This window comes from Thermosphaera aggregans, assembly GCF_014962245.1.
Taxonomy (GTDB): Archaea; Thermoproteota; Thermoprotei_A; order Sulfolobales; family Desulfurococcaceae; genus Thermosphaera; species Thermosphaera chiliense.
Map to the genome: position 1 here is coordinate 1,266,146 of NZ_CP063144.1, position 24,167 is coordinate 1,290,312.

The following is a 24,167-nucleotide window of genomic DNA, read 5'->3' on the forward strand; positions in this document are numbered from 1 at the left end:
TAGGAGATCAGTACTACTCCAGGCTGATATAAATCAATGCTTTCTCATCAGGGCTCTCCAGCCTGAATGAGACTATATTAGAGTGGTTCGACAAGTCGACCCTGTTCCAGCCTTCCTTCAACACTACCCTGTCCTCCTCAATCCTCACCGGAGGGAGACCTATATCGTATTCTACTATTCTCAAAGCGTTTGGCTTAGAAGACAGTATTCGCAAAGCCTTAACCTTATACCCGGTTAACGGGATGCCTCCGAAGGGGTGATCGAGCACGGTGCTACCTAGTACCCTGAAAACCGCCGGCGGGGATGGTGCGTTAATCAAGGCGTCTTCTCTCCACTCAATAATCTCCCTCCACCCGTTTTCAAGCGGGGTCGCATCTCGGCCCCCTAGGTTAGGAGTGTTGCTCACCCCTATCAAGACCGACTCCCCTTTCTTAGCCATGCTGGTAACCCTTGCGCCAAGGGTTGCCACAATCCTTGCAACAGGAGGGGTTATGTAGACCAGGGTTGTAGGTCCCACTATCGAGTTGAAAAGCCTCGCCCTAGCCCTGCCCTCTGGAGCAACATGAATGTATCCATGGCTGTAAGAGTTGAAAACAGCCAGGATCCCTCCTCCCAGAGGGAGCGCGTTGCTCCTGTGAGGAGCATAAGGCGTGCCAGGGAAGTCGAACATTCTAATGAAGACTAATTCCTCAACCTCCGGCTCCACGGGATTACCCACGAGCAAGCCGCCCCTGAAGAAATGCCAGTACCTTGCGTAACCTGTTACCGCGTACCCGCTACCCCTCCTCTCAACGGCACACCCGTCAACGCTTATTCTAGACCAGTCTTCGATGAAATTCTTCACCAGCTTTCTCTCGACAAGGTCGTAGCATTGAACACCGTCAACGCCTCTCTTCCAATCAGGCTGAAGGTCGAAGCACGCGTACTCCTGGTAGAGGGCTCCTTTCAACGCTGGCACGTTGCTCACCTCCTCTGCCCTCCCCGTATTCCTGTCAACCCTGTAAACGCCGAGGTTTCTCATCCCATCAGCCCTGGCTATGAGAAGCGAGTCGGATAAGGGGTCGTAAACTATTTGCGAAACCTCGCCAGCCCACTCGTACTCGTGGTGAACACTATCGCTCCATACAAGCCTAACTCTTCGCTCAGCGACATCGTATTCATGGATGTGAGAGTACTTGTTCCTGAAATCTATTTCACCTCCACCGTTAACCCGGCCCTTGTAAACAGCTGGCTTGTGAACCCATCCGCCGAAATATATCTTATCGTCAACATAGTCGACAGCGTTGTAAGTATCACCGCCTGAGGCTGGCCCACTGCCCAGTAGTTCAAACCGGTAAACAGTCTCCGAGTCTTCGTGGTGGAAGTGGGCCTCTCCCTCCATTGCCAGTGTGTAGTATACGACTCCCTTGTAATATGTTAACCCGAATACTCCCCCACTCCCCCATTCCGGCCCATACACGGGTTTGAACAAGTGTTTCACACAGACCCCCGGGTTATTATGAAGAGAGCGGTGGCTTATTTACTGTACCCCATTCCTTTCCAGGCTCAGCAGGAACCATTATATTAGTGTTCAAGACTATTCTCAAACGGGGAGAGTGTTGAACGAGCCTGGAAGAATCCTGCTCAAAAACCTTCACTACTATAGCGATGGAATGGTTAGGAAAGGGTTCATATATGTTGAGGATCACTTGGTGAGAGACGTTGGGGAGGAGGCTCCCCCGGAGTATGAGCTAAGCGATGTCGTATACGATTTCAACAACCATGCTTACGCTGTTCACGGCTTCAGCATGGTTTTAAACGGTGTTGAGCAACCTTTCAGAGAGGTCGCCCACCCAGACCTCTCCGTTTACACGGGGGAGGAGCTGGAGAAGATTGCTCTCAACGTTATCACCTTGTACTATTCCCTCGGCGTGACGCTCCCAATTATTGAGACCGAATACCCGAGCGTGGTGAATAAGGCGGCCAAGGAGCATGGGCTTCAACTAGTGCTCGTTCACGATAGAGGTGTCGTACCGCATTACAGCAACATGCTTTACATTGAGAGGGATGGCAGGAAGCTCTACTACCAGGATTCGTTCATAGGCTTCGAGGACAGGGTTTTCTGCACGCCGGAGAAATACGGGGAGGATTGCATCGCGATCGATGCTAGAAGGGTTGACCTGCCACATCCGTCAGTTATCAGTGCTCTAAGTCGGGGCGATTTCGGTCAAATACTTGAAGCCCTTTCAAAGCCGTATAAGTCCCTGGGCTTAGACAGTGGATGCCTGGGGAAGGGTTCAAGGTCTGACATACTGGTTTATGATTTAAGGAGCCCGCTTAAACAGCAACCGTTGATTCCCGAGATATTGTTTAGAACGCCTTTCAAAAACCTCCAGCCAGACCTGGTCCTGGTTAAAGGCGATTTCGCCCTCGAGTACGGTGAAGTCCTCACAGTATCTCTTTCCAAAGGAATCTTCAAGGAGATTTAAAGGATATGGGCCCGCGGGGATTCGAACCCCGGGCCTCCCGGTTATCAGCCGGGCGCTCCACCAAGCTGAGCTACGGGCCCATTCAAAGATTATTGAAACCTTTTCAACAGTATTTAAACCTTAATGAGGTTGCCCTCAATATTTTTCTTCATCACGCGTCTGCTTATCCGCTGCATTTCATCGGGCACTGTTTAAACAGTAAGTGGTTACGTCTTAATAAAGAGTTCACAGCCGGGTTATTAAGCTACAATGGGTCATCACTTCTCAGCCCGCCCATCGTATACATCCCCGGCTGTCATTTAATACTGTGTTAGCCGTAAATAAGTTTGAGCGTGGAACCATGTTGATTGTTCTGCAAACAGATTTCGGCTACAAAGACCCTTACGTCGGGGTGATGAAAGGGGTTATTAAAACCATCAACCCTGATGCCGAGATAGTTGATTTAACCCACGGCGTGACGAGGCATAATGTTCTTGAGGCGGCTTTCAACCTCCTCGTATCAGCTGAATACTTCCCCCGCGGCACGATCTTCGTAACAGTAGTAGACCCAGGAGTGGGGACGAGCAGGAGGGCGGTGCTGGTTAGAACTAGGAACTATGTTTTAATAGGGCCGGATAACGGGGTGTTATCGCTACTTGCCTTGAAAGATGGGGTTTTACAGGTATTCGACATATCGAACACGCCCTACAGGCTCCCCAGGGTTTCCAGCACGTTCCATGGGAGAGACATCTTCGCCCCTGTGGCAGCATGGGTTAGCAAGGGCGTCCCGTTAGAGAGCACTGGTGAGCCGGTGCCCCCTGAAACATTGATCAAGCTTGGGGTTGAGGAGCCGGTGGTGAATCCCGGGCAGGGGTGGTTTGAAGCAGTTGTTCTAAGCGTGGACGTCTTCGGCAACATCTCCCTATACGCTGGCGAGAACGTGGTTGAATCCCTTGGGATACGTAAAAACGATAAGCTGGTAGTAGAGGCACCGGGAGGCAGGATAGAGTGCACAATGGTCAACACCTTCGGCGAGGTCAGCATTGGCGAGGGGGCATGCTATATCAACTCGTTCGGATTCTTCGAGATTGCTGTAAACCAGGGGGATGCTTCAAGAATCCTTAAAACCATCCCGCTTGAAAAGGTAAGGGTGCATAGAAAAACGTGATGAAATAATCATGCTTTAAATGCTCGGGTTGAGTTAAATATACTAGAGATGTGTTTCCAATGTCCTCGGCTAGAACTGAACCCGTGCTGAGGTTTGGAAGGAGACTAATCAATATTATAAACTCCTTGGTAATAGTGTTGACAAGCATTATCCTACTGGTCACTCTCGGATTAATAGCTAAGGATACTTACTACCTAGTATGCAATTTTAACCAACTAGATTTCACATATATTCAGAGCATGGCTAACGAGGTAGTGTTCCTCTTTGTCTACATCGAGATTATAAGGAGTGCGATCGTGGCTAAGAGGCATCCTGAAATGTATATTGTCGCGCTTGCCGAAGTAGGGTTCATTGTTACAATACGTGACGTGATAAGATCCTCCATAATTGGGAGTGAAGAAGGAATCATCTTAACATCACTCTCAGTCCTCGTGTTCGCAGCCATACTCCTGCTGATGTACAAGTATATTATGCCGTCTAGAGTGCCTCCAGGGAGCGAATAGGAATGTCTACAGCCTACAGGAGTGTTGGTAGAAACGTTTACGTAGTTTCCGGCAGCCCGGTCACCTTAATTATAAAATGCCCCGGCGCGAACTGGATTGTTGACCCCGGTCTACTCGGGAACAGGGAGAAGTTGTTGAGGAATGTTTTGGAAAGGCTGGGGGTCAAGGAGTACAATGTCCTCCTCTCCCACACCCACTACGATCACATTGAAGCGCTGGAGGCCTTGAACCCTTCGCGTATTTACGTGACAGTCCTCGAGTACTCCTCACTTCTCAGTAGCATGGTTAGAAACATTCTCACATACGGATTCACGCAACTCCCAAGGATCCTAGGTGTTAGAAGTATTGATGTGGAGAAAGAGAAGGTTGAGATCGTTGAAGAAGGCTTTAAGCTAGGGGATTCCTGCGGGGAACTCATAAACCTGAGCGGGCATTCCCCCGGCCTCGCCGGAATCGTGTTCGAGGACTTCTTGTTCGTAGGGGACGCTGTATTCGGCGATAGGCTGCTTTCTAGAGTGGGCATACCTTACCATTTCAACGCAAAAAGAGCATTGTTAACACTTGAGAAGATTAAGGCTTACGCGGAGAAAGGTTACTCCGGAATACTCAGTCACGGCCCCTTCGCCAACAGCGAGAAGCTGTCAGAATACGTGGACCTTAACGCTGAAAGGCTGAGACTGATCAGAGAGCTAGTTATTGACCACCTCCTCCGGGAGCCTCTTTCGCTTGAGGAACTGGTTGGGAGAATCCTAGGCAGGCTGGGGTCTGAAGTAAGCGTGGAAAACATTCTCCTAGGATCCGTAACGGTGAACTCGATCATCTCGGATTTACAAGGGGAATACGGGTTGAGCACTGAGGTTTCAGGAGGGCTTGTAAGGTATCGTTTAACGAGGAGTTAATTAATCTAAGTGCTACTCAGTACTCAAGACCTTCATCACGCTTGACTCAGGTCTCCCGAGGTCATCATGCAATTCTCTATATGTCTGCCCGGGTTATATTTTTGATTCAGTCCATGTCTACTCGGATTTTTCCACAGCGTATGGGCAGAGTTTCCTGAACATGCAGTAGCTGCACTCCCATTCATACCTGGGGTGGGCAGTATCATCTACGAGTGTTTTAACGAGTGATTCAAGGCTTATCTTTTCCCTCTTAACCTGGAACTCGTAGATCTTATCCGGCGTGATATATATGAGCGTCCCGTTTTCCAGGTTCAGTATCTCAAGATATATTTTCAGCTGGTTTAGATGATGCTCCCTCGGTATATCCTGCGCGTAACGTGCTGTTTTAACCTCGACAACCAACCCTTCATCTTTCTTTAAAGCATCAACCCTGCCTCTGACACTGTATTTCTCACCGTTAACCTCCACCTCTGTGGAAACCTCAACCTCGACCTCGAAACCCTTCTCCCTGAGCAAGGTCCCAATGCCGGCGTGAACCAAGTTGCCGAGTACTGCGGAAGGCTCGAACTTTATGGTTAGCTCAGGGTATAAGCGCCTCAAGTAGTATTTGTGGCTGCACCCAACCAGGTCTGTCACATACACAATCTTCGGATTTTTAAGCTCCTCAAGCCTGTGAAGTTCTTCCTTCACATATTTTTCATACAGGATCTGGGTTATCTTTTCAAACGGCTTCACATAAATGCTCAATCTGAAACACCTTATACCTGCAACATTTATTTAGAAAAGCGCTCCCCGGATTTAATAATTCACCAACCATTTCACGCGTAGCAAGCCCTGTGTTTTCAGGAAGCTTGTCAATAGGGAAGAACTGGGCGTCCTCGGCGTCTGATCCAGCTCTCAACAACCCTGAAACCCTCCGGAGGATGAATTCGATAATAACGTAGTGCTCCTCGCCCGGGCTTTTAGGGATCAACTCGATTACTCCGAAAACCCCGATAGGCTCAACCACAAGCCCTGTTTCCTCCAACATCTCCCTTACAATGGCTTCAGAAGCTGTTTCACCAGGCTTCTGCCTACCGCCCGGAATACTCCAGAAGCCTTTGCACGGAGGGTTCCTCCTCTTGACAAGTAGCACCCTGTTCTCCTCGACCAGTATGCCGCCGACAGACGGGGTTAGCAAGCCTAAACCCTCTCCTTGTTCTCCAAGTGTTTCACGTACATTTCAAGGTAAGTCTCCCCTATTACAGGGAAGGTTTTAGAGTATTTCTCTACGAGTCTCTCGAACTCCATCATTGCATCCTCATCCTTAACCTCTATCTCAAGGAAAACCCCCAGCGGCTCGAAGTAGTCTATAGAGGCCTCCAAACCTTTCTTAACCATCAATACTCTCTTTTTAAACAACCTCCATTCATCGTTAAACCCGAGACTCCGTAGCAGGCTTACAGCTTGAGCATGCTCCTCGGGCTTAACTTCCAGCTCAACCTCCTCGCGAATCTTCACCCCGCCCTCTATGCCTTTCAACCGCGGCCCTTTGTATGTTAGCCTAACGCTGACCACCCCGTTGCACTTCCTCCTCCTAAGCCTTAACGCCTGGTCGCTTGATGAAAGACGCCTCCCAGCCGTGTCGAAGTACAGGTCTTCCTCGAGACAGGTTGCGATCCTTGCGAAACCGTCGCGTGAAAGCTCCTCTTCCAAGACCTTGGGGTCCATGATTACCTTAAACTTTACCTCCTTCTCCAACCCAACCACCCTTACACAGTGCTTTCTCCCTGATTTTTGAAATAGTTTTCTCATTAATCCTTACGGCTTCTTCACCCCTTACTGAGCTCATAGTTCTAGAAGGCTCATAATTAACCTCACGGCCTGTTAAACCGTTGAGAAATGCTTCAACCCCCTTGGTTAACCCAACGGTGTAGCCTCCTTCAAGAATTACCAGTGCATGAGTGTTGAGATTCCTTATAAGCCTCCCAAGGGCCGCGTACGATGCCTCGGTCAGCCTGAGATCGGCTAACCCGTCGTTGAGGAACCCGTCAAAACCCGCGGAGACGACAAGGGCCTCGGGGTTGAAATCCGCCAGTAGCTCCTGAACCATGCTTAACACTCTCAAGTACACGTCATCCCCTGTGAAAGGGTTGAAAACCAGGTTTGCCTTAAACCCGTATCCTTCCCCAGCCCCTATTTCGAAAGGATACCCTGTGTAAGGGTAGAGCGTGTCCGGGTGTTGATGCAGGTCAACCTGGAGGATCTTCTCCTCGTAGAAAATCTCCATTGTCCCATTCCCGTGGTGGACGTCGAAGTCCATCACCGCGATTCTGCTGAAACTCCTGTCCTTGAAGCCTAGCACAGCTGCCCCGGCGTTGTTGAGTAGGCAGAAACCTTGCGAAGAAGCCCCCATCGCTTTTCCACCCCTCCCAGCATGGTGTCCCGGAGGCCTGGAAACATAGAAGACTGGTTCACTAAGGCTTAGCGCTAAATCATAGCTCGTCTGGAAGGTTGCATAAGCCAGCTCCAAGGAGTCCGCTGTTAAAAAGGTGTCTTCATCAATTATTGAGTAGTTGCTCCTTGAAAGCTTCTCCAAGTATTGAATATAGCCTTTACTGTGAATTCGCAAGGCAATTCTCCGGGCTTCTTGAACATCAACGCTCCTTGAAACGTACTCCACCGTGAAACCCTGTTTATCCAGACTCTCGGCTAAGACAAGGATGCGGCCGGGGTTTTCCGGGTGCTTCTCCAACGGAGCATGCTTAATGGTTGACTGCTTCTCAACAATAATTCTCGCCAGAATGATCCACCCTGTTTATCAAAAAGTATTCGAAGCGTTTGGTAGACGAATCATGTTTTTCATCGCTACGAAGCGTAGTAAACCCCTTTATACAAGTACTGTATCAGCTCATCCTTGTTAATATCTCTGGGAACGCGGACTATGGCCAGGTTCGGGTGGCCTGCAATATCTAATGCCACGCCTTCCCCGACAAGGAACTTCGCAATCCTGTACGCTCTACCATTCGATGCTTTTAAAACCAGTAGTGAGTAATCCCTGTTGGTGTTGGCAAGCAATGCTACAGGAGATTTAAGAATCGATGAAACCCTGGATGCTAGGGCAGTAACACCTCTCTTCTTCCAAGCATTCCTCGCGTCAATGAACCTTAAATCACCTATTTTAACAGCTGCAACAGCCAGTTCAACAGCCTTATCACTTATCTCCTTATCCCTTTGCTCAATACTGATCTTGACCTTCTCCCAAAGCTTCTCATCAAGCGGCATTGGCAGGGGCGCCGGGGATGCGAGCCAGTCTATGATTTTAACCCAAAGATTCTCATCCCTCTCAACAGTTAGCGCTTTCGAAAACATCTTTGTCAGCTCGAAAAGCTTTATGTAGTTGCTTGGTACTCTTCTACCCGTGTCCATGTACTCGACGACTTCCACGAAGCTTTTCAAGCGCTGGTGGATTGATATCCCCTTGTTAACTAACTCCCTGTAAACCAGGGTTGAAGTAGGGCTCCTGTAGTCCACTAGAACAGTGTCCGCGATTGCTTCAATCTCCTTAATTCTTTGAACACTAGTAATGTGGTGATCCACGTACATGATTTTCTTCACGCCGAAGTGATCTCTCAGCATCTTGCAGATGTTCCTAATAGTGTCGTTGAACGGTAGGTCGAGGAAAACCACCAGGTCGTAGTTCCCGGATAGGCTTGATAGGAAGTATTTCACCCTGTCCGGGTCAACCGGTGTCTTATCCACAACGCCCTGGCACTCTAACGGGTACTTCCCCAGCTTCTCCTGAGCGTATGTTATAAGAGCGGTTGCAACTATCCCGTCAGCATCCCAATCTCCTGCGGCAAGTATCCTGCAAACCTTGCTCAATCAAACCACCTGTAAGCACTCCTAGTAATTCTTACACTTAAAACATGATTTTTATATGTGTTCTTCTTGATGAGCCTTGGTTAATTTAGAGGAGATAGTCGAGAAAATCAGGAGTTATGCTTCAGCCCAGTGGAAGCCTTTGAACGATGAAGATTCCAGGAAGCCTGCTGAAACCATTGAAAAAAGCGGTGACGTAGAGCTCCTTGCGGAGCCGAGGAAGGCTTTAAAACACTTTGATAGCTCGCTAGCTAAGGAGAGCCACTACTTTAACATCTACGCTATTGACAGTAGCTCAAGAGTGGTTGAAACCCCTTACGTGTTCGTAGCGATTACTACGGGAAGCTTGCTGAGCAGGTTCACCGGGAAGGCTGTTGACTGCCCACCAATAGGCTTCATCACAGGAGCCGTTGAGGATGCGTGCAGGTTTTTAACGATCATCCCTAGTTTCCAAGCCCCCGTAGACTTCGATGATAGATTGAGAAAATTCCTGTACACGGAGAACCCTGCAGGTATGAGATACGACCATGACTACAACAAGTACGTGATACTTGAAGAAGCCAGGCTTTTAACCGAGTCATACTTGGTTTCAAAAAGTGTTGAGGAAGGTTTGCTCGAAGACTCCATTCTCCTCGTCGACGGCCCGTTAATCTATCCCTCCACAATAGAGGTTTCCACGCCCTACTCGGCAAGGTTTGAGGTTTACAGGAGTAGCTTGGAAGCAATTAACAGGGCTAGGCTGGCATTATGGGGGATTCTACGTGAAAGAAACGCGCTAGCAATAGGTATTGTGAAGAGGCTGTATAAAAGCTATTATCTAAGCTCGTGCGATCCTTTGAGACTAGGTGTTTCAGACATCAATGACGAAGCCTATTTGACAGCACTGTCGAGAAGCATTGCTGGGGAGGAAGGCCTCCGGCCCTACATCCTAGGACCCTTAAGGATACGGACAACCATGTCGAATTCAACAAGGATTGACAGGGTTGCATGGTATGTTGGAATCCCCAGAAGACTGTACACTTCTAAGACGCCCCTAACACATTACACCCACTACAGGGTTGAAGTCCTCGGGGACATTGCTGATGAGAGTGTTTTGAAGCCTGTGGTTTACGATAGCTTAAACATCGGTTCCCTACTCCCTGTTTCCATCATCATTGCCGACCGGAGAGCGAGGAAGTTTTCAAGCATTCTCGCACAATACCTTGTCTTCTCAATGGGTCTTGAGAAAGCTGGTTTACATCAATACTTAACTATTTAACAATCCTGATCATTCAGTAATCATGGTGTCCCGGTTTTGAACACGGATTTTGTGAAATCCCTTGAAAACAAGTTAACAACCGCTGTTGAAATCGCTAAAAAGTATGGGAGGATAATCGGCTTTGTCTCCAGGACAAGCCCCTCCCGGATTGATGAGGAAGGAGGTTTTGTCTACTTTGAAGTAGATCCTTTAATATACTTTAACGAGTTCATGGATATAGCTTCAGCAGGCGGCTACCTCGCGGTTGTCGATTTGAAAACTCTTCACCTTGTAAGCCTTAAAATAGCCGCTGTGGAGAGGCGTGATGTTCTCGCGGAACTAGACGTGCCGGAGATGTACGTCGCCGTTCCAACAACGGAGGTTACGGGGTTGCTTACAAAGACAAGGATTAAGGCTAAACCACTCCTCTCCTACGATGTTTTCACCGACACAGTTATCTCAGCCGACTACGTGATTGAGCCCCAGAGTCCTGTGATAAAGCTGGAGGATACACGGGCTATTCAGAAAATACTTGGTTTGCCGACTAAAGGGGTTTTCCTAGGCTACGTCACGGTTGGAGACAAGGTATTGTTTGAAGGTAATGCTGAGCTTTACCTGCCGTTGAAGGCTTTCTACCAGCACATTCTCGTGGTCGGCACAACAGGAAGCGGTAAGACCACATTGATTAAAAACATGGTTACATCCCTCTCCTCCAAGTTCAACACTCTCGACGATGCTTCAGTAGTCATAATAGACCCTAACCGTGATTACTTAACCCTGAACCTGGAGCCTCCCTGGATTGCTGATGAAAGCCTCATTACTGGGGAGAAAAAGTTACTGGAAAGATTAGCCGGTAAAGTCGAGCATCCCCGTGGAATAATAATACTCCTGCCTGTGACAAAGTATGTTGTCAGCAAACATGTTGAAGAAGGTTCAACATGGGCTAAAATTCTCAGGAACATAGCTCTAGAATATTTCAGAGATATAGTAGAGCCTATCTCTTATCGATTCGGCTTCCGCTACGAGGTAAAAAACATTGACGTTATCGAGCAACCCGGCGACAAGTTCCCTCTAAGATACGTTAAGCTCTCAGCCGTTATCGACTATAAGGGTAGGAGGGAGGAGGCTGAATACATCATCATCCCTTATGCTTTCAGGTTCACGGATTTCACCCCGAGAGAGTTCATCTCGCTCAATCCCTATTTCACCAGGCAGGCCAAGGATTCGCTGACAAGGCTCCTGCGGTATATGTATGAAGCCGGGTTGAGGATTGAAACAGTCTACGACATATACGATGCCTTACGGGATGCGCGGGCTAGGCTGATGGAAAGGGAGAAGGCTCCGAGAGGGATTGTACTCGACCCTAACAAGGAGCACCTGGTGGAACTGGTTAAGGAGATAGCCATACATAAGAGCACGCTCGAGAACATTCTAAGGCAGGTAGGATCAATAATTGACACAGGGTTTTTCGACATCGCTGTCAGCACGCAGAGCGGGGAAAAATATCTTCAAGAGCCCCCGCTGGAGCTAATCCTTGATAAACATTTCGAATGGTTTAACGGATACCCTATCGTTGCAGACCTTGAATACCCTCTCCAACACTCCATCGCAGATCCTGAGAAAGTCCTAAGCATAATAGCCTTCAGAATCCTCAACAAGATTTTCGAGTGGAAGCTACAGCAAACCCGTGGGAGGATGGAGTCTAAGCCCGTGATAATAATCATGGATGAAGCCCACCGCTTCTTCCCAAGCAAGTCCGGGGTGGAGGATTATGTTGAGCATGTTTCATCAATGATTGACAGGATAGCCCGGCTTGGAAGAGCGAGGAAGCTGGGCATAGTTTTCAGCACTCACAGCCCAAGGGATGTTCACGACATTATTCTTCAACTAGCCAACACGAAGATCATTTTGAGAACGGATAAAAGCCATATAGGTCTCCTAGACCTTCCTCAGGAGTATCGTGAAACAGTGGTGAGAATGAGCGATAGAGTAGCTGTGTTGAAAAGCCACGTGTTAAGGCTTGGCTATGTTACCTTTAAAACAACTCCCCCGCTAGCCGGTCACTACGATCTCTCAGCCCTTGAGTCCCCTGGACAAGGAGTTTTTAACATGGAGAATTCTCTGAATCACGGTGAGAACGGAGAGAATGAGCAGAGCGTAAAGGATGATGCTGGCGGCGAGCCTGTCCCACGCGCTAGTGATTAAAACCAGCGTTACGAGCAGTATTCTTTCAGCTCTCTCAACAATACCTACTCCCTCCATCTTTAAGCCCAGCGACTCCGCCTTAGCTCTTACATAGCTGGTTAAGAATGCCGCACTCATTAATGCAAGAACGATGAACCCGTTGAACCCTACTGTAAGCAGGGAGGCTATAATTATGAAGTCATTAACCCTGTCAATAGTTGAATCCAGGAAGCTTCCGAGTAGCGAGGTTTTACCACAATTCCTGGCAACTGCACCGTCCAGCGCGTCCAGAGCCCCAGATATGATTATTGCTACGATAAAAAACCAGAGAGGCCTTCCAGTCGTGAGCAAGAAGAGGCCTGTGGTTAAAACTATTGTTGATGAAAGGGTTATCCAGTTGGGGTGCACACCTAGCTTGCAGAAAGGCTTAGCTACAAGGCTTGTTAAGCCTTCAATCCTCTTCCTGAGATTAGTCAACAATGCATTTATCACCGCATACTTCTAAGCACTGCGCCTTCATTTTTAAAGCATCCTGCTCTAGAACTGGGCTCTCGCTAATGATAACTGCGTCAACCCCGGCCTCGCAAAGACCTTTGCAGACTGTTCTGAAGTCTGGACCATACTTCTCCTCGTCAAGCGTGTGATGCTCTTTCTCCCCTCCCTTCCCGAACTCTATCTTGGAGAAGTGTATGTGCAGGGGTTTCAACACTTCTGTTCCAAGCGATGATTCTATCTTCTCAATAACTTTCAAAACATCATCTATTTTAGTGATAAACCTGCCGGAAAGCCTCGCATATAAGTGTGCGAAATCAACCACTGGCCTAACCTTCTCCAAGCTCTGCGCTATCAGTATTGTTTCATCAAGGTCTCCAACCTGGGATGTCCTCCCAGTTGTCTCGGGGCCGAGCCATACTCCGTGAGCACCTATTTCGCTCCTATACTCTACCACTTGCTTGAGGTTTTCAATCACTTTTCTAACAGCCTCCCGGCGGGAGGGAGCGTCCTTGTAGTATCCTGGGTGGAAAACCACTACGTAAGCCCCCATCCAGTGCGCCGCAGCCACTGATTCCTTCAACCTCTGAATGCTGGCTTCAACAGTTGACTTCTTGCCTGCAAGGTTGAGGAAGTATGGTGCGTGCAGGCTTAGTAGAACATTCCTGTTCCTGGCTTCCTCGCCGAAAGCCCGGGCTTTCTCCTCCTTGATGTTCACGCCTCTAACAGCCTCGTACTCCATAGCGCTCAAGCCCATCTCCCTGAGGAAGGCTGGGGCTTTCAACAGGTCCGAGGACTTCATCGTTATAGGCTTGCCCGCGGGACCGTAGCGGTAATGGGGCAATCTCCCACCTTTGCTTATATATTTCTTCAAGCAGTAAATAAACCAGTGTGATGGTTTTGAAGCCTGTTAAACTCAGTGAGGAGCTGTTGTTTAAAGGTTTAAGATTCCAGGTTGTCAGGAGAAGCTACGCGAAAAGCGAGGGCGAGGTTTTCCGTAGAGATGTCGTATTGTTTCCTGAAGCAGTAGTTGTCCTACCCTTTATCGATGGTGAGAGAATTATCCTGATAAAGCAGTTTCGGCCGTCAATAGAGGACTATATAGTAGAGGTTCCAGCTGGAGTCATAGATAGTGGTGAAACCCCTGAGGAGGCTGCCAGGAGGGAGCTTGAGGAGGAGATAGGCTACATACCCGGTGAGCTAACACTGCTCGGGGAGTACTACCCTACCCCTGGATATAGTACTGAGAAAATGTACTTTTACCTTGCGAGAAATCTCCGATACGTGGGCGCGAAGCCTGAGAAGTACGAGATTATTGAGCCTTTCACAGTAACCCTTAAAGAAGCCTACTCAATGGTGGAGGAGAACGTGTTAAAGGATATGAAAACAGTGCTAGCCTTGCTTTTATACAGTTTTAAACATAGTATAGAGAGGTAAGTCCAGGATGAGCATTGAACTATCCACTCTTAAGAGGGCGCTGTCGATTAGACTGGTCTTCGAAGGGGTAAGTGGCTGGGCAACGCGTGAGCTTATCGAGGTAATCGAGGATTATTTAATGGAGAGGTTGCCGCTAATACTCAACAATTCCCTGGAGCCGCACGGATACGAGGCGTCAATCCTAGACGTGGACCCGTGCACTATTCTGCCGGACGAGTCGATATGCAAGGATAGTATAGCGGTAGCGATCTACGAGCACGGAGGCTCCAAACCCTTATTCTACGCAATATACCTTTGGAGGAAGGGAGATAACACGTTTGCCTTCGAGCTTGCCCGCCTAGTTCAGAAAGAGTAAGCATTGGATACAAGGACGCGATTATAACAGTGTTTTATATAAGGGTTGTTTGTAAATTCAGTAATTAGGTGTCCACGTTGTCGTTCATGCGGAGGAGGAAAGGTCTACCTGTAAGGGCTTCTGACGTCATGTCGACGCCGCCGGTCACTGCTGAGGAAACCATGCCTATTGAAGAAGTTGCTAAGAAAATGTTTGAGAATGATGTTTCAAGCGTAATGGTGGTCGACAATACTGGAAGGCTTGTCGGGATAGTGACGGAGAAGGATGTGGTCGGTGCTGTTGCGATAGGTAGGATTGGAAGCAACCTCCCTGTTGCAAGGTTTATGAAGGAAAACCCTATCACTGTTGGCCCGGATACCCCGCTGGATGAAGTCTTAGAGAAGATGAGGCGTTTCAACATACGCCACCTGCCCGTAGTAGATAAGGATGGGAAGCCTGTTGGCATGGTGTCCCAGAGAGACCTGCTCGACGTTGTGCTCACATTGTTGAAGATAATCTCCTAAGGAAACAGCATTCTCCACAAGCATTAATCACCCAGTCATAATCATTTTTAACTCCCGCTAACCCCTATCTAATTACTTAGTGGTTGCTTTGTCTCAACTTCAGAGAATAAGGCCAACCAAGATAGAGCTCATCAGGCTCCGTAGACAGTTAGTTTTGGCTATGAAGGTTCACAAGGTTTTAAGAGAGCGTTTAACCATTCTAGTCAACGAGTTCCTGGCCCAGCTCCGAGAATCAATTGAAAAAAGGAGGAAGATTAACGAGCTAATTCTCCCAGTTTATAACAGGGGTGCGGGATTGCTCGGTGTTTACGGGGAGAATGTCTATCAACTCTTCCATAGAACCACTCCCACTTTAACAAGCGTCCTCACCACTGAGAACATAATGGGCGTTTCAACAAGGAGCATAGTGCTTAGGGCCCCGGGGGAGGATAAAGCGGTTTACGCAGGACTCAAGGACTTCCAAGCCCAGGCTTACGAGCTGCTTAAAGCTATAATAGAGCTTGGGAAGGCGGAGGAAGCAGTCTTAGCACTGGGCCGGGAGATAAAATCCACTAAGAGACGTGTCAACGCGTTAAACTACATAATAATTCCGAGGCTGAGCCAGCAGATTCGGATGTTAAGGATGAAGTTTGACGAAAGAGAGAGGGAGGAGAAGTCCAGGCTTAAGAGGGTGAAGAATATACTGGAGAAGAGGAAGAAGCTTGAGTGAGGATCAGGATGCTCTAACAAGGTATCTCGAAGGCGAGCTAAGACTTGTTAACAAGCATGTGCCATATAAAAGGAAAAAACTATGCGAACTACTCGGGGAGTCAATACCGTACATTGTTTTAAGAGATGGCTCCATCCATGTTTTCGACCCTGAGGAGTTGAAGAGGTTGAAGCAGGTTCTAGGGGATAAAGCCTGTGATTTAACCCTCCCGATAATAATAGAATACGTGCCCAGCGATCAAGAAGGATTCTACGTTGTCAACGGCGCCTTAGAGGTTGAAGCCGTCTCCAAGGTTTTAGAGTGTGAGGAAAAAGGAGGGCAGCTGATTCTCTACAGGCCCCAGATCATTGAGCTACGTAGGAAGCTGAGGACATCAACCACAATCTTAATAAAACCTGGCGGTAGATAGCTCCATAAGGAGTGGTCTTATCTTGAGCCTTGCTGAAATAGACAGGATGGTAGACGATATTTTGAAAGAAGCAGAGAACAAGAAGCTCACCATTCTAAAGAATGCGTACAAGAGAGCTGAGGCGATAAGGCAATCCCCCATCCCTGTAGAAGAGTATGTGAAAAAGGCTCAGGAGGTTCTTCAGGAAGCTGAAGAGCTTGCTAAGCGTATTATCGCTGAAACCGAGGAGAAGATCGCGGAGGTCAGGATGATCCCGGAGGATAAGAAGAGGGAAGTATTAGAGTTGATTAGAAAATACGTTACGTGGTCGAAATGAAGGCGTTGCTAAGCAAGCCCGCGAGAATGGTTAAAGTAAGAGTTGGAGGGTTTAAAGAGAAAAAGGATGATCTATACCGCTTCCTGGAGTCAATAGGTGTTCTCGATCTTAGAGAAGTGAAAGAAGCCAGGGAAATCGTTGAGAAGTTGGAGAAGGCTAGGAAGCTCCACGACTCCATAGTGAAAATCCTGGGAAAAGGTGATGTTAAATCCATAGATGCATCATTAACTGCTTACGAGTACTCAACCCTGAGTTTGGACAAGGTTGAGGAAGATGTTAGAAGAATTGAGGAAGAAGTATTCAGCATAGAGTACAGGGTGAAGAGTCTCGAGGCATCTCTCTCTTACCTATTGGAGCTTAATAAGCTGGCAGGGCTTCTCCCAGAGGATCTTGAAACCTCCTGGTTAAGCTTTAAAGGGAAACACTTAACCTCCATAGCAGTAATAGGTAAAGCCCCCTCTGTCAGCGAGTTCCTGAACAAGTACAGCGGGGTTAAAACTATTTATAAAACCTTGGTAGATGAAGAGGAGGTTGCAATACTGGTTTTCCCAAGCATTGATTACAACGAGTATGTTAAAGAATTATCCAGGATAGGGGTTAGACATATACCGTCAGAAGTTCTAGACGCTGTTAAAGATTGTAGAACAATAGGCGAGTTGCGGAGAACCCTACCAAGCATTATTGAGCAAAAAACTGCTGAAATAAACTCCTTAAAAGAGGAGTTGAAAAAGAGTGTTGGAAAATATGTTGAAATCCTTGGAAAGTACCTGCTCTTCTTAGACAACACGGTGTCGAGCTCTCGAGTAATTGTTGCGACATCCGAGCTCAAGCACTTCGTGTTCGTTGAGGGATGGGTGCCTGAGAAGTATTTGGACAAGGTTTTAAAAGAAATCAGGGAAAGCTCCCTTACAGCTTTTTTAGAAGTTGAAAAACCGAGGAAAGGCGTGGATACTCCTCCATCGTTAATGGAGAATCCGAAGCCGTTGAAGCCTTTCGAGATAATAACCAAACTCTACGGCACCCCGTCTTACTGGGAGATTGATCCTACACCATTGGTAGCTTATTCCTTCGCATTCTTCTTCGCCCTCATGAACAGTGATGTGGGATACGGGTTAGCAGGGATCTTCGCCATACTTCTCTTCCTCGACAAGCTTGTGGACGATCCTTCAAGCGAGAACTATAGAAAGTTTAAACAGGTATTGCTGATAAGCAATGGACTATCCATCATCGCCGGCGCATTAGCAGGCGCCTTCTTCGGAGACCTGCTACCAGTATTCTTTAAAATCCAAACACCCGTGTTAATGGCATTCTTCACATCTCCCATAGAGCTGATCAAGCTGTCGCTGATTATAGGGCTAGTACATGTGAATGTTGCACACGTCTTCGCCATCTCAAAGTTCATCAATGAGAGGAGGAAGGCGGATTTACTGAACGAGATGGGTCTATTGTTATCCGAATTGTTCGGTATCCCCTACATACTGCTTGTATTCTTCAACTACGAAGTACCGATTCTAGGGAGTCTCGGAAGCGATACACTCTTGTATTTAACATTGATCAGTATCGCTGTGCTGGTTGCGGCAAACTATTTACTCATGAAAGGGATGGGCCTCTTTATGTGGATTTTCCAGATAACAGGGATTCTTGGAGACGTGTTAAGCTACGTCAGGCTGGCGGGGGTTGGGCTGGCAACATACTACATGTCCATGACTTTCAACACCATGGTTAGCCTGCTGAGCGGGTGGTTCTCCACTATGATTCCGCCGATCGGGTTCTACCTTGGCCTCCTGGTTGCAGTCCCGTTGCTCATTGTTGTCCACTTAATGGTTCTGATACTCTCGATTCTAGGCGCCTTCATCCATTCGCTGAGGCTCTGCATTCTAGAATTCTTGTCCAAGTTCTACACGGGAGACGGGAGGGACTACTCGCCTCTGAGGATAATTGAGTCCCGGAGAATAGTGATCAAGTAGGGTTGTAACACTTTTATATTCGATACTGTTTAAACATTGTTGGTGATTTAAGCTTGGATCCGCTAGCAATGGGTATAGGTTACTTCGCCGCTGCTCTCCCTCTGGTTGGAGGCGTTTTAGGATCGAGCAGGGGAATGCAGTACGCGGCCAGCGTAGGTGCTTCTGTCCTAGCTGAAGAGCCCACCCAGTTTAGAAACGTGTTAACGCTTGCAGCTCTCCCAATGACCCAAACATTCTATGGGCTTATTCAAATGATATACTTAATCCTGATATATGCTCCAATAAGGGATGGAACCATTGAGCTCTCCAAGGCGCTAGCCCTCCTTGGACTAGGCTTCGTCGGATTCATGGCGGAGGCCATATCCGCATGGGCTCAGGGAGTTGTCTGTGCCAGCGGCATAGCTGAGCTACCGAGGACGAAGGGTGCTAACTTCGTGAATACTGTCATCCTCGCAGCCTATGTGGAATTATGGGGGATTCTTGGAATAGTCTTCATGATACTAGGGACTACCCTGATAGGGTGAAGAAGATTTTGGATTTAAACCAGCATTTAACAGAGGCGCGCGAGAGAATTATTGAGGAGGCGAAGAAAAAAGCGGAGTTAATAGTGAGAGAGGCTGAGAAGGAGGCTGAGGTAATCGTTAGGGAAGCAGAGGAGGAGTGGAGGAGAAGAGCTTTAGAAGAGGAAAATAGGATCCTGGAGGAGGCTAGGAGGGAGGCCGCGCTTAAAATATCCGAGGCTCGGAGGCTTTCAAGGCTAAAGATCTCTCAAGAAATGTCCCTCATTATTGAAGAATTATTCAAGGAGGCTGAGAAAGAGCTGAACCATCTCGACCCTTCGGAAATTGAAAAATCCCTTGAGAATCTGCTGACGGAATCGCTGAAGTACGTTGAGAAACCCAGAAAAATCTACGTTTCAGAAAAAGATGTGGAAACCATGCGTCGAATTCTAAGCAAGCTGGGACTGGGAAACGTTGAAGTAGCCTCTGTTAACATAAAGGGAGGTTTAATCCTTGAGTCGGAAACCGGTATCATAGTAGATAACAGCTATGAGTCAAGGCTGAAGCTTGCTAGAAGAGCACTAATACCGCTCATACGTAAAAGCCTTTGGGGTTGAGTAGGCGAAAATGAGTAAGGCGAAAACCTCCTCGCAAGGCTTGGAATACGTTACGCTTGAAGATGCTTTATCAATGCTTCAATACTCAGATCTCGCTAACGCTTTCTCATCCATGGCGGAGAAGCCGTGGGCCGGCAGGGTTTTGAAAAGAGTAACCACTGCTACCTATACCCTGATCGATGTTCAACGAGACATTGATGACTTCTTCATTGACAAGATAGTAGAGCTACTTGATGGGACAAAGAGCAGGGAAGCTAGAAGCTATCTCAACTCGATGACGAGCTTGTCGGAACTGGTCAACGTTGTCGTAGTCCTCCACAATGTAAGTATTGGACGAAAACCAGTAGTCATATTCCCAACACCCCTTGCTAGGAAAATCCCTCTGGTAAAACCCGAGGAGTTCGACATAGATGCGTTCAGGAGAAGTGTTGACAAAGTATTCGCGGGACTGGTGGACCGGTTCGTTGAGAGCAAAGAGCTTAGCATGAGGGAGATAGCTCTAACGCTTCACAAATCGGTTGCAAATATTGATAAAGTATCAAACTACAGGGTTTGGAGAATAGTCGGGATATATCACGATGCAATTGCTGTTAGGCTTTGCAGGATGTTTCCCGAGCTGTCTAGAGAACCGCTTTACCCCTTAATCATGGAGGACAATATTTTCAGGGAAGCCTGTAGCGCTGATTTAACCGAGCTCGCGAAAACATCGTCAGGGTACAGAAAGATTGTGCTGGAATTATTCGATGCTTTAGCGGATTCATCAACCATTCTTAAAGGAGTTGAAGCCTTCGACCTTGCCACAGTTTTAACCACTATGAGTCTTTCGAAAACTCTCGCAGGAGGCGACGTAGAGGAGAGGGTTAGAAGACTTGTACGTTTAATGGGAAGCAGCGTTATTTTGAAACTAATAGTCCTATCCATTTACACTGATACATATAAAGTCGAGCTTCAGAGGTTGTTAAGCAAATGGCTGAAGTAAAACAGCCTGTATTTCCCGAGAAGAAAATACTAGTGGTAGGGGATCCCATCCTCGGGTTAATCGGGGTTGCCGCAGGCGCTGACGCCATAATTTACAAGGACAACTGTGAAGAACTCGTTAGCGAGTTAAGAAAAGTGGTAGAGAACTATAATGTTCTAATCTACTTCCGCAGCATCGAGGATGATTGCAAAAGCTTGCGAGACCTCATACCCTTGTTGAAAGAAAAGGTTTTAACCATCCCGCTTGACCATCCAAAAGAAGCCGGCAGAATCGACGTAGCCGAGTATTATAAGAGCCTTGTCAAAAAGTATCTCGGGATAAGCATTGAGTTTTAAAATATTGAATCGCTTTATAATTATGGGTCTAACCTACCTGGACCCATGTGCTTGCTTAAGGTGTTTGGTTTGGAGAAGAAGGGAGTGATTTTCCGGGTATCTGGCCCCCTTGTTATAGCTGAAAACGTCAAAGGCGTGGGAGTTTACGAGGTAGTGGAGGTTGGAGAGGAGAAGCTAATAGGCGAGGTCATAGGGGTTGAACAGGACAGGGCTGTAATACAGGTCTACGAGGATACAACTGGTTTAAAAGTTGGGGAGCCTGTCTACCTCACAGGGCAACCCCTGTCCGCTGAGCTGGGACCGGGGCTGATAACGTCGATCTTCGATGGTATTCAAAGACCCCTCCCAGTTATCCAGGAGCTTGCCGGGATCTTCGTTAGAAAAGGAGTTAAAGCAAGCCCTCTTCCCAGGGATAAGAAATGGGATTTCAAACCATTAGTGAAGCCTGGTGACAAGGTTGGCCCAGGAGACTTCATAGGAGTTGTGAAAGAAACCGAGCTGATTTCTCATTACATCATGGTTCCTTTAGAAGCTAGAGGAGTAGTTGAATGGGTGGCTGGGGAAGGCTCATACACTATTGAAGAACCGGTGGCTAAAATCAATGGTTTTGAAGTGAAAATGTATCAGAAATGGCCTGTTAGAAAGCCCAGGCCTTTCAAAGAGAAGCTCGACTCGAAGGAGCCCCTTATAACCGGGCTCAGGGTTATCGACTTCTTCTTCCCGATCGGGAAAGGTGGAAAGGCCGCGATACCAGGGGGTTTCGGCACGGGGAAAACCGTGACCCTTCAGGGGCTGACGAAGCGTAGTGAAGCAGACGTGACCATCTATATTGGATGCGGGGAGAGAGGAAACGAGATGGCTGATGCACTCCACAGTTTCATCAAGCTGACTGATTTCAGAACCGGGAGGCCCTTAATGGAGAGAAGCGTGTTCATCGCTAACACTAGTAACATGCCCGTGGCGGCTAGAGAAGCAAGCGTGTTCATGGGTGTTACAATTGGAGAGTATTACAGGGATATGGGCTACAATGTCCTACTGGTAGCCGACTCTACAAGTAGATGGGCTGAAGCGATGAGAGAGATTAGTGGAAGACTTGAGGAGCTACCAGGTGAGGAGGGGTTCCCAGCCTACCTTGGATCCAGGCTCGCATCATTCTACGAGAGAAGCGGGCTGGTGAAAACCATTGGAGAACCGTCTAGAACTGGGAGCTTAACCATTATCGGCGCGGTTTCACCCCCTGGCGCTGACTTCAGCGAACCCGTCACCCAAGCCACGCTGAGAGTGGTAAGGGCTCTCTACGCGCTCGACGTCGGCCTGGCTTACCGTAGACACTACCCATCCATAAACTGGCTGACAAGCTACAGTCTCTATGTGGATCATGTTAAAGAATGGTGGAGTAAGCAGGGAGAGGAGTATGGATTGCTAAGGGAGAAGCTGATGAGTATTCTCCAGAAGGAGGCTGAACTGGAGGAGTTGGTTCGATTGGTTGGCACTGAGGCGTTGCCAGCAGAGGATAAGCTTACATTAGAGGTTGCGCGCATGGTGAGGGAGGATTTTCTCCAGCAGGATGCGTTCAGCCCTGTTGATGCTTTCTCGCCCCCGTCGAAGACTCTATACATGGCTAAAGTAATCAGCTTGTTCCACGACTACGCCTTCGACGCTTTGAAGAAGGGGGTTGGGCTGGAAAAAATCCTAACTATGAAAGTCAAGGAGAAAATTGCGAGAATGAAGGACATCCCTGTTTTCGACTATGAGAAAGCCTTCCAGGAGATTATGGATGAGATTAAGAAAGAATTCGAGCTACTTCTACAGGAGGTGGGGTAGTTGAGCCTAAACCTGGTTATTAGGGAGAGCCGCAGGCTCCATAGAGCCCAGGGAAGCCTGCTTTTCGTTGAAACCATCCCCGGGGTCTCCTACGGCGAGCTGGTTGAGATCTCGCTGCCGAACGGGGAGGTTAAGCTTGGGCAGGTAATAGATGTCGGGAAAACAGCAACGGTCATACAGGTGTTCGGCGGGGTTTCAGACATTGACCTGCAGAAAACCACTGTGAGATACAGGGGCGAGGTCCTAAGGGTTCCTGTTTCCATAGACATGCTTGGAAGGATTTTGGATGGTTTCGGCAGACCTATTGACGGCGGAGGGGAAATAGTCCCGGAGGAATACTTTGATATTAACGGCTACCCGCTTAATCCTTCAGCCAGGCTACCGCCGAACGAGTTTATTGAGACAGGGATCTCTGCTATAGATGGATTGTTCAGCATTGTGAGAGGGCAGAAGCTCCCTATCTTCAGCGGGTCGGGACTTCCCCATAACAGGGTGGCTGCGCAAATAGTTAGGCAGGCAAGGGTTTTGGGGAAAGAGGAGAGGTTCGCAGTTGTCTTTGCAGCGATCGGCGTCCCGTACGATGACGCCATGTTCTTCATAGAAAGCTTCAGGAAATCCGGGGCCATGGAGAGAACTGTGGCATTGATAAACACCGCTAACTCCCCCGTCATAGAGAGGATTGCCACACCGCGCTTCGCACTGTCAATCGCCGAACACCTAGCCTGGAACTACGACATGCACGTGCTCGTGGTGATGACCGATATGACCTTCTACTGTGAAGCCTTGAGAGAGCTCAGCGCGGCAAGGGAAGAGGTACCCGGAAGAAGAGGGTACCCGGGTTACATGTACACGGACCTAGCCACCATATATGAGAGAGCTGGGAGGGCTTCAAACAGAAAGGGCAGTATCACCCAGTTCCCCATTCTAACAATGCCCGACGACGATATAACCCACCCCATACCCGACCTCACCGGCTATATTACAGAGGGGCAGATAGTGTTCTCTCGCGGAATGTGGCTTAAGGGAGTGTACCCGCCCATAGATCCGTTGATGAGTCTTTCAAGATTGATGAAGGATGGGATCGGGCCAGGTAAGACTAGAGAGGATCATCACGAAGTATTCATGCAATTGATCGGCTCATACGCGGAGGCTGTGAGGCTTAGGGAGCTCTCGGTTATCGTGGGCTCAGAGGCGTTGAGTTCCAGGGATAAAAAGTTCCTCGAGTTTGCTGACAGGTTTGAAAGAAGATTTATCGGGCAGGGAGAGTTCGAGAGGAGGAGTATAGAGCAAACGCTTGACATAGCGTGGGAATTACTAGCAATCCTTCCAGAAGAGGAGTTGAAGAAGGTTAGGGTAGAGCATATTAAGAAGTATCATCCAAAATACAAGGGGCTTGAAAAAACAGGCTCCCAGACCGCTTGAACC

26 protein-coding genes, 1 tRNA gene and 1 pseudogene are annotated in these 24,167 nt (G+C 48.1%); 19 read left to right on the forward strand and 9 right to left on the reverse strand.

Annotated elements, in window-relative coordinates:
* Positions 1-13: 13 nt before the first annotated feature.
* Positions 14-1,480 (reverse strand): DUF2139 domain-containing protein, encoded by a 1,467-nt coding sequence (locus IMZ38_RS07075; protein ID WP_227410867.1) that lies wholly within the window; start codon positions 1,478-1,480, stop codon positions 14-16.
* 118 nt (positions 1,481-1,598) lie between these two features.
* Between IMZ38_RS07075 and IMZ38_RS07080 the strand changes: the two genes are divergently transcribed.
* Positions 1,599-2,468: a hypothetical protein gene (locus IMZ38_RS07080; RefSeq protein ID WP_193436159.1), complete on the forward strand. Its 870-nt coding sequence runs from the start codon at positions 1,599-1,601 to the stop codon at positions 2,466-2,468.
* A 6-nt stretch (positions 2,469-2,474) separates the two neighbouring features.
* Here IMZ38_RS07080 and IMZ38_RS07085 read toward each other — a convergent pair.
* Positions 2,475-2,548, reverse strand: a tRNA-Ile gene (locus tag IMZ38_RS07085).
* Positions 2,549-2,808: 260 nt separating this feature from the next.
* Between IMZ38_RS07085 and IMZ38_RS07090 the strand changes: the two genes are divergently transcribed.
* The 3 genes from IMZ38_RS07090 to IMZ38_RS07100 are packed head-to-tail and all read left to right on the forward strand — an operon-like array spanning position 2,809 to position 5,017.
* Entirely contained in the window at positions 2,809-3,615 is an 807-nt protein-coding gene (locus tag IMZ38_RS07090) for an SAM hydrolase/SAM-dependent halogenase family protein (protein WP_193436160.1), read from the forward strand.
* 59 nt (positions 3,616-3,674) lie between these two features.
* Positions 3,675-4,118, forward strand: a complete 444-nt coding sequence (locus tag IMZ38_RS07095; RefSeq protein WP_193436161.1) for a hypothetical protein — start codon at positions 3,675-3,677, stop codon at positions 4,116-4,118.
* A gap of 2 nt (positions 4,119-4,120) precedes the next feature.
* The gene (locus tag IMZ38_RS07100) at positions 4,121-5,017 is read left to right on the forward strand and encodes an MBL fold metallo-hydrolase (protein WP_193436162.1); all 897 of its coding nucleotides are present in this window, start codon (positions 4,121-4,123) and stop codon (positions 5,015-5,017) included.
* A 117-nt stretch (positions 5,018-5,134) separates the two neighbouring features.
* Here the strand turns inward: IMZ38_RS07100 and cas4 are convergent, their stop codons facing one another.
* From cas4 to IMZ38_RS07125, 5 genes are all read right to left on the reverse strand, one after another.
* The gene (gene cas4 / locus IMZ38_RS07105) at positions 5,135-5,764 is read right to left on the reverse strand and encodes a CRISPR-associated protein Cas4 (protein ID WP_227410868.1); all 630 of its coding nucleotides are present in this window, start codon (positions 5,762-5,764) and stop codon (positions 5,135-5,137) included.
* Entirely contained in the window at positions 5,739-6,197 is a 459-nt protein-coding gene (locus IMZ38_RS07110) for an NUDIX hydrolase (protein WP_193436163.1), read from the reverse strand. The genes cas4 and IMZ38_RS07110 overlap by 26 nt, the downstream gene beginning before the upstream one ends.
* Before the next feature lie 2 nt (positions 6,198-6,199).
* Positions 6,200-6,757, reverse strand: a complete 558-nt coding sequence (gene cyaB / locus IMZ38_RS07115; protein ID WP_193436164.1) for a class IV adenylate cyclase — start codon at positions 6,755-6,757, stop codon at positions 6,200-6,202.
* Positions 6,735-7,751, reverse strand: coding sequence for a histone deacetylase family protein (locus tag IMZ38_RS07120; RefSeq protein WP_227410869.1), 1,017 nt, complete (start codon positions 7,749-7,751; stop codon positions 6,735-6,737). The genes cyaB and IMZ38_RS07120 overlap by 23 nt, the downstream gene beginning before the upstream one ends.
* Positions 7,752-7,864: 113 nt before the next feature.
* Entirely contained in the window at positions 7,865-8,881 is a 1,017-nt protein-coding gene (locus tag IMZ38_RS07125) for a DHH family phosphoesterase (protein WP_193436165.1), read from the reverse strand.
* A 76-nt stretch (positions 8,882-8,957) separates the two neighbouring features.
* Here IMZ38_RS07125 and IMZ38_RS07130 point away from each other — a divergent pair, with 76 nt between their 5' ends.
* Complete coding sequence (locus IMZ38_RS07130; protein WP_193436166.1) at positions 8,958-10,136, forward strand: DNA double-strand break repair nuclease NurA; 1,179 nt, start codon at positions 8,958-8,960, stop codon at positions 10,134-10,136.
* A 36-nt stretch (positions 10,137-10,172) separates the two neighbouring features.
* On the forward strand, positions 10,173-12,320 hold the full coding sequence (locus IMZ38_RS07135) for an ATP-binding protein (RefSeq protein WP_193436167.1): 2,148 nt from the start codon (positions 10,173-10,175) through the stop codon (positions 12,318-12,320).
* On the opposite strand, the pseudogene IMZ38_RS07375 reads toward IMZ38_RS07135, so the two are convergent.
* Together IMZ38_RS07375 and IMZ38_RS07140 are read right to left on the reverse strand one after the other, a co-directional pair.
* Positions 12,315-12,791 (reverse strand): annotated as a pseudogene (locus IMZ38_RS07375) (CDP-alcohol phosphatidyltransferase family protein); the annotation flags it as partial. The gene IMZ38_RS07135 and the pseudogene IMZ38_RS07375 overlap by 6 nt on opposite strands.
* A complete protein-coding gene (locus IMZ38_RS07140; protein ID WP_193436168.1) occupies positions 12,769-13,635 on the reverse strand; it encodes a TIM barrel protein in 867 nt (288 codons plus the stop codon). The gene IMZ38_RS07140 and the pseudogene IMZ38_RS07375, both read right to left, overlap by 23 nt.
* 50 nt (positions 13,636-13,685) lie before the next feature.
* Between IMZ38_RS07140 and IMZ38_RS07145 the strand changes: the two genes are divergently transcribed.
* From IMZ38_RS07145 to IMZ38_RS07205, 13 genes are all read left to right on the forward strand, one after another.
* Positions 13,686-14,228 carry an NUDIX hydrolase gene (locus tag IMZ38_RS07145; protein WP_193436169.1) on the forward strand — a complete coding sequence of 181 codons (543 nt, stop codon included), beginning with the start codon at positions 13,686-13,688 and terminating at the stop codon, positions 14,226-14,228.
* 7 nt (positions 14,229-14,235) lie between these two features.
* Complete coding sequence (locus tag IMZ38_RS07150; RefSeq protein ID WP_193436170.1) at positions 14,236-14,583, forward strand: hypothetical protein; 348 nt, start codon at positions 14,236-14,238, stop codon at positions 14,581-14,583.
* Positions 14,584-14,669: 86 nt separating this feature from the next.
* Positions 14,670-15,086, forward strand: coding sequence for a CBS domain-containing protein (locus IMZ38_RS07155; protein WP_227410970.1), 417 nt, complete (start codon positions 14,670-14,672; stop codon positions 15,084-15,086).
* Positions 15,087-15,165: 79 nt separating this feature from the next.
* A complete protein-coding gene (locus tag IMZ38_RS07160) occupies positions 15,166-15,795 on the forward strand; it encodes a V-type ATP synthase subunit D (protein ID WP_319637041.1) in 630 nt (209 codons plus the stop codon).
* Positions 15,788-16,204, forward strand: a complete 417-nt coding sequence (locus IMZ38_RS07165) for a DUF61 family protein (RefSeq protein WP_193436173.1) — start codon at positions 15,788-15,790, stop codon at positions 16,202-16,204. The genes IMZ38_RS07160 and IMZ38_RS07165 overlap by 8 nt, the downstream gene beginning before the upstream one ends.
* Positions 16,205-16,226: 22 nt before the next feature.
* Positions 16,227-16,520: a hypothetical protein gene (locus tag IMZ38_RS07170; RefSeq protein ID WP_193436174.1), complete on the forward strand. Its 294-nt coding sequence runs from the start codon at positions 16,227-16,229 to the stop codon at positions 16,518-16,520.
* Positions 16,517-18,487 carry a V-type ATP synthase subunit I gene (locus tag IMZ38_RS07175; RefSeq protein ID WP_193436175.1) on the forward strand — a complete coding sequence of 657 codons (1,971 nt, stop codon included), beginning with the start codon at positions 16,517-16,519 and terminating at the stop codon, positions 18,485-18,487. The genes IMZ38_RS07170 and IMZ38_RS07175 overlap by 4 nt, the downstream gene beginning before the upstream one ends.
* 53 nt (positions 18,488-18,540) lie before the next feature.
* Entirely contained in the window at positions 18,541-19,011 is a 471-nt protein-coding gene (locus IMZ38_RS07180; protein WP_193436176.1) for an ATPase, read from the forward strand.
* Complete coding sequence (locus IMZ38_RS07185) at positions 18,957-19,604, forward strand: V-type ATP synthase subunit E (RefSeq protein WP_193436177.1); 648 nt, start codon at positions 18,957-18,959, stop codon at positions 19,602-19,604. Before IMZ38_RS07180 ends, IMZ38_RS07185 begins: the two co-directional genes overlap by 55 nt.
* A gap of 10 nt (positions 19,605-19,614) precedes the next feature.
* On the forward strand, positions 19,615-20,583 hold the full coding sequence (locus IMZ38_RS07190; RefSeq protein ID WP_193436178.1) for a hypothetical protein: 969 nt from the start codon (positions 19,615-19,617) through the stop codon (positions 20,581-20,583).
* Positions 20,571-20,918: a hypothetical protein gene (locus tag IMZ38_RS07195; RefSeq protein WP_193436179.1), complete on the forward strand. Its 348-nt coding sequence runs from the start codon at positions 20,571-20,573 to the stop codon at positions 20,916-20,918. Before IMZ38_RS07190 ends, IMZ38_RS07195 begins: the two co-directional genes overlap by 13 nt.
* A gap of 45 nt (positions 20,919-20,963) precedes the next feature.
* Positions 20,964-22,742 carry a V-type ATP synthase subunit A gene (locus IMZ38_RS07200; protein ID WP_193436180.1) on the forward strand — a complete coding sequence of 593 codons (1,779 nt, stop codon included), beginning with the start codon at positions 20,964-20,966 and terminating at the stop codon, positions 22,740-22,742.
* Positions 22,743-24,164, forward strand: coding sequence for a V-type ATP synthase subunit B (locus IMZ38_RS07205; RefSeq protein ID WP_193436181.1), 1,422 nt, complete (start codon positions 22,743-22,745; stop codon positions 24,162-24,164).
* Positions 24,165-24,167 lie beyond the last annotated feature (3 nt).

Excerpts from the sequence above, each read along its gene's own strand:
- IMZ38_RS07090 (WP_193436160.1), top strand. The coding sequence starts at position 2,809 with ATGTTGATTGTTCTGCAAACAGATTTCGGCTACAAAGACCCTTACGTC.
- IMZ38_RS07095 (WP_193436161.1), top strand. The coding sequence starts at position 3,675 with ATGTCCTCGGCTAGAACTGAACCCGTGCTGAGGTTTGGAAGGAGACTA.
- IMZ38_RS07100 (WP_193436162.1), top strand. The coding sequence starts at position 4,121 with ATGTCTACAGCCTACAGGAGTGTTGGTAGAAACGTTTACGTAGTTTCC.
- IMZ38_RS07145 (WP_193436169.1), top strand. The coding sequence starts at position 13,686 with ATGGTTTTGAAGCCTGTTAAACTCAGTGAGGAGCTGTTGTTTAAAGGT.
- IMZ38_RS07150 (WP_193436170.1), top strand. The coding sequence starts at position 14,236 with ATGAGCATTGAACTATCCACTCTTAAGAGGGCGCTGTCGATTAGACTG.
- IMZ38_RS07155 (WP_227410970.1), top strand. The coding sequence starts at position 14,670 with ATGCGGAGGAGGAAAGGTCTACCTGTAAGGGCTTCTGACGTCATGTCG.
- IMZ38_RS07175 (WP_193436175.1), top strand. The coding sequence starts at position 16,517 with ATGAAGGCGTTGCTAAGCAAGCCCGCGAGAATGGTTAAAGTAAGAGTT.
- IMZ38_RS07185 (WP_193436177.1), top strand. The coding sequence starts at position 18,957 with ATGGGGGATTCTTGGAATAGTCTTCATGATACTAGGGACTACCCTGAT.
- IMZ38_RS07190 (WP_193436178.1), top strand. The coding sequence starts at position 19,615 with ATGAGTAAGGCGAAAACCTCCTCGCAAGGCTTGGAATACGTTACGCTT.
- IMZ38_RS07195 (WP_193436179.1), top strand. The coding sequence starts at position 20,571 with ATGGCTGAAGTAAAACAGCCTGTATTTCCCGAGAAGAAAATACTAGTG.
- IMZ38_RS07200 (WP_193436180.1), top strand. The coding sequence starts at position 20,964 with ATGTGCTTGCTTAAGGTGTTTGGTTTGGAGAAGAAGGGAGTGATTTTC.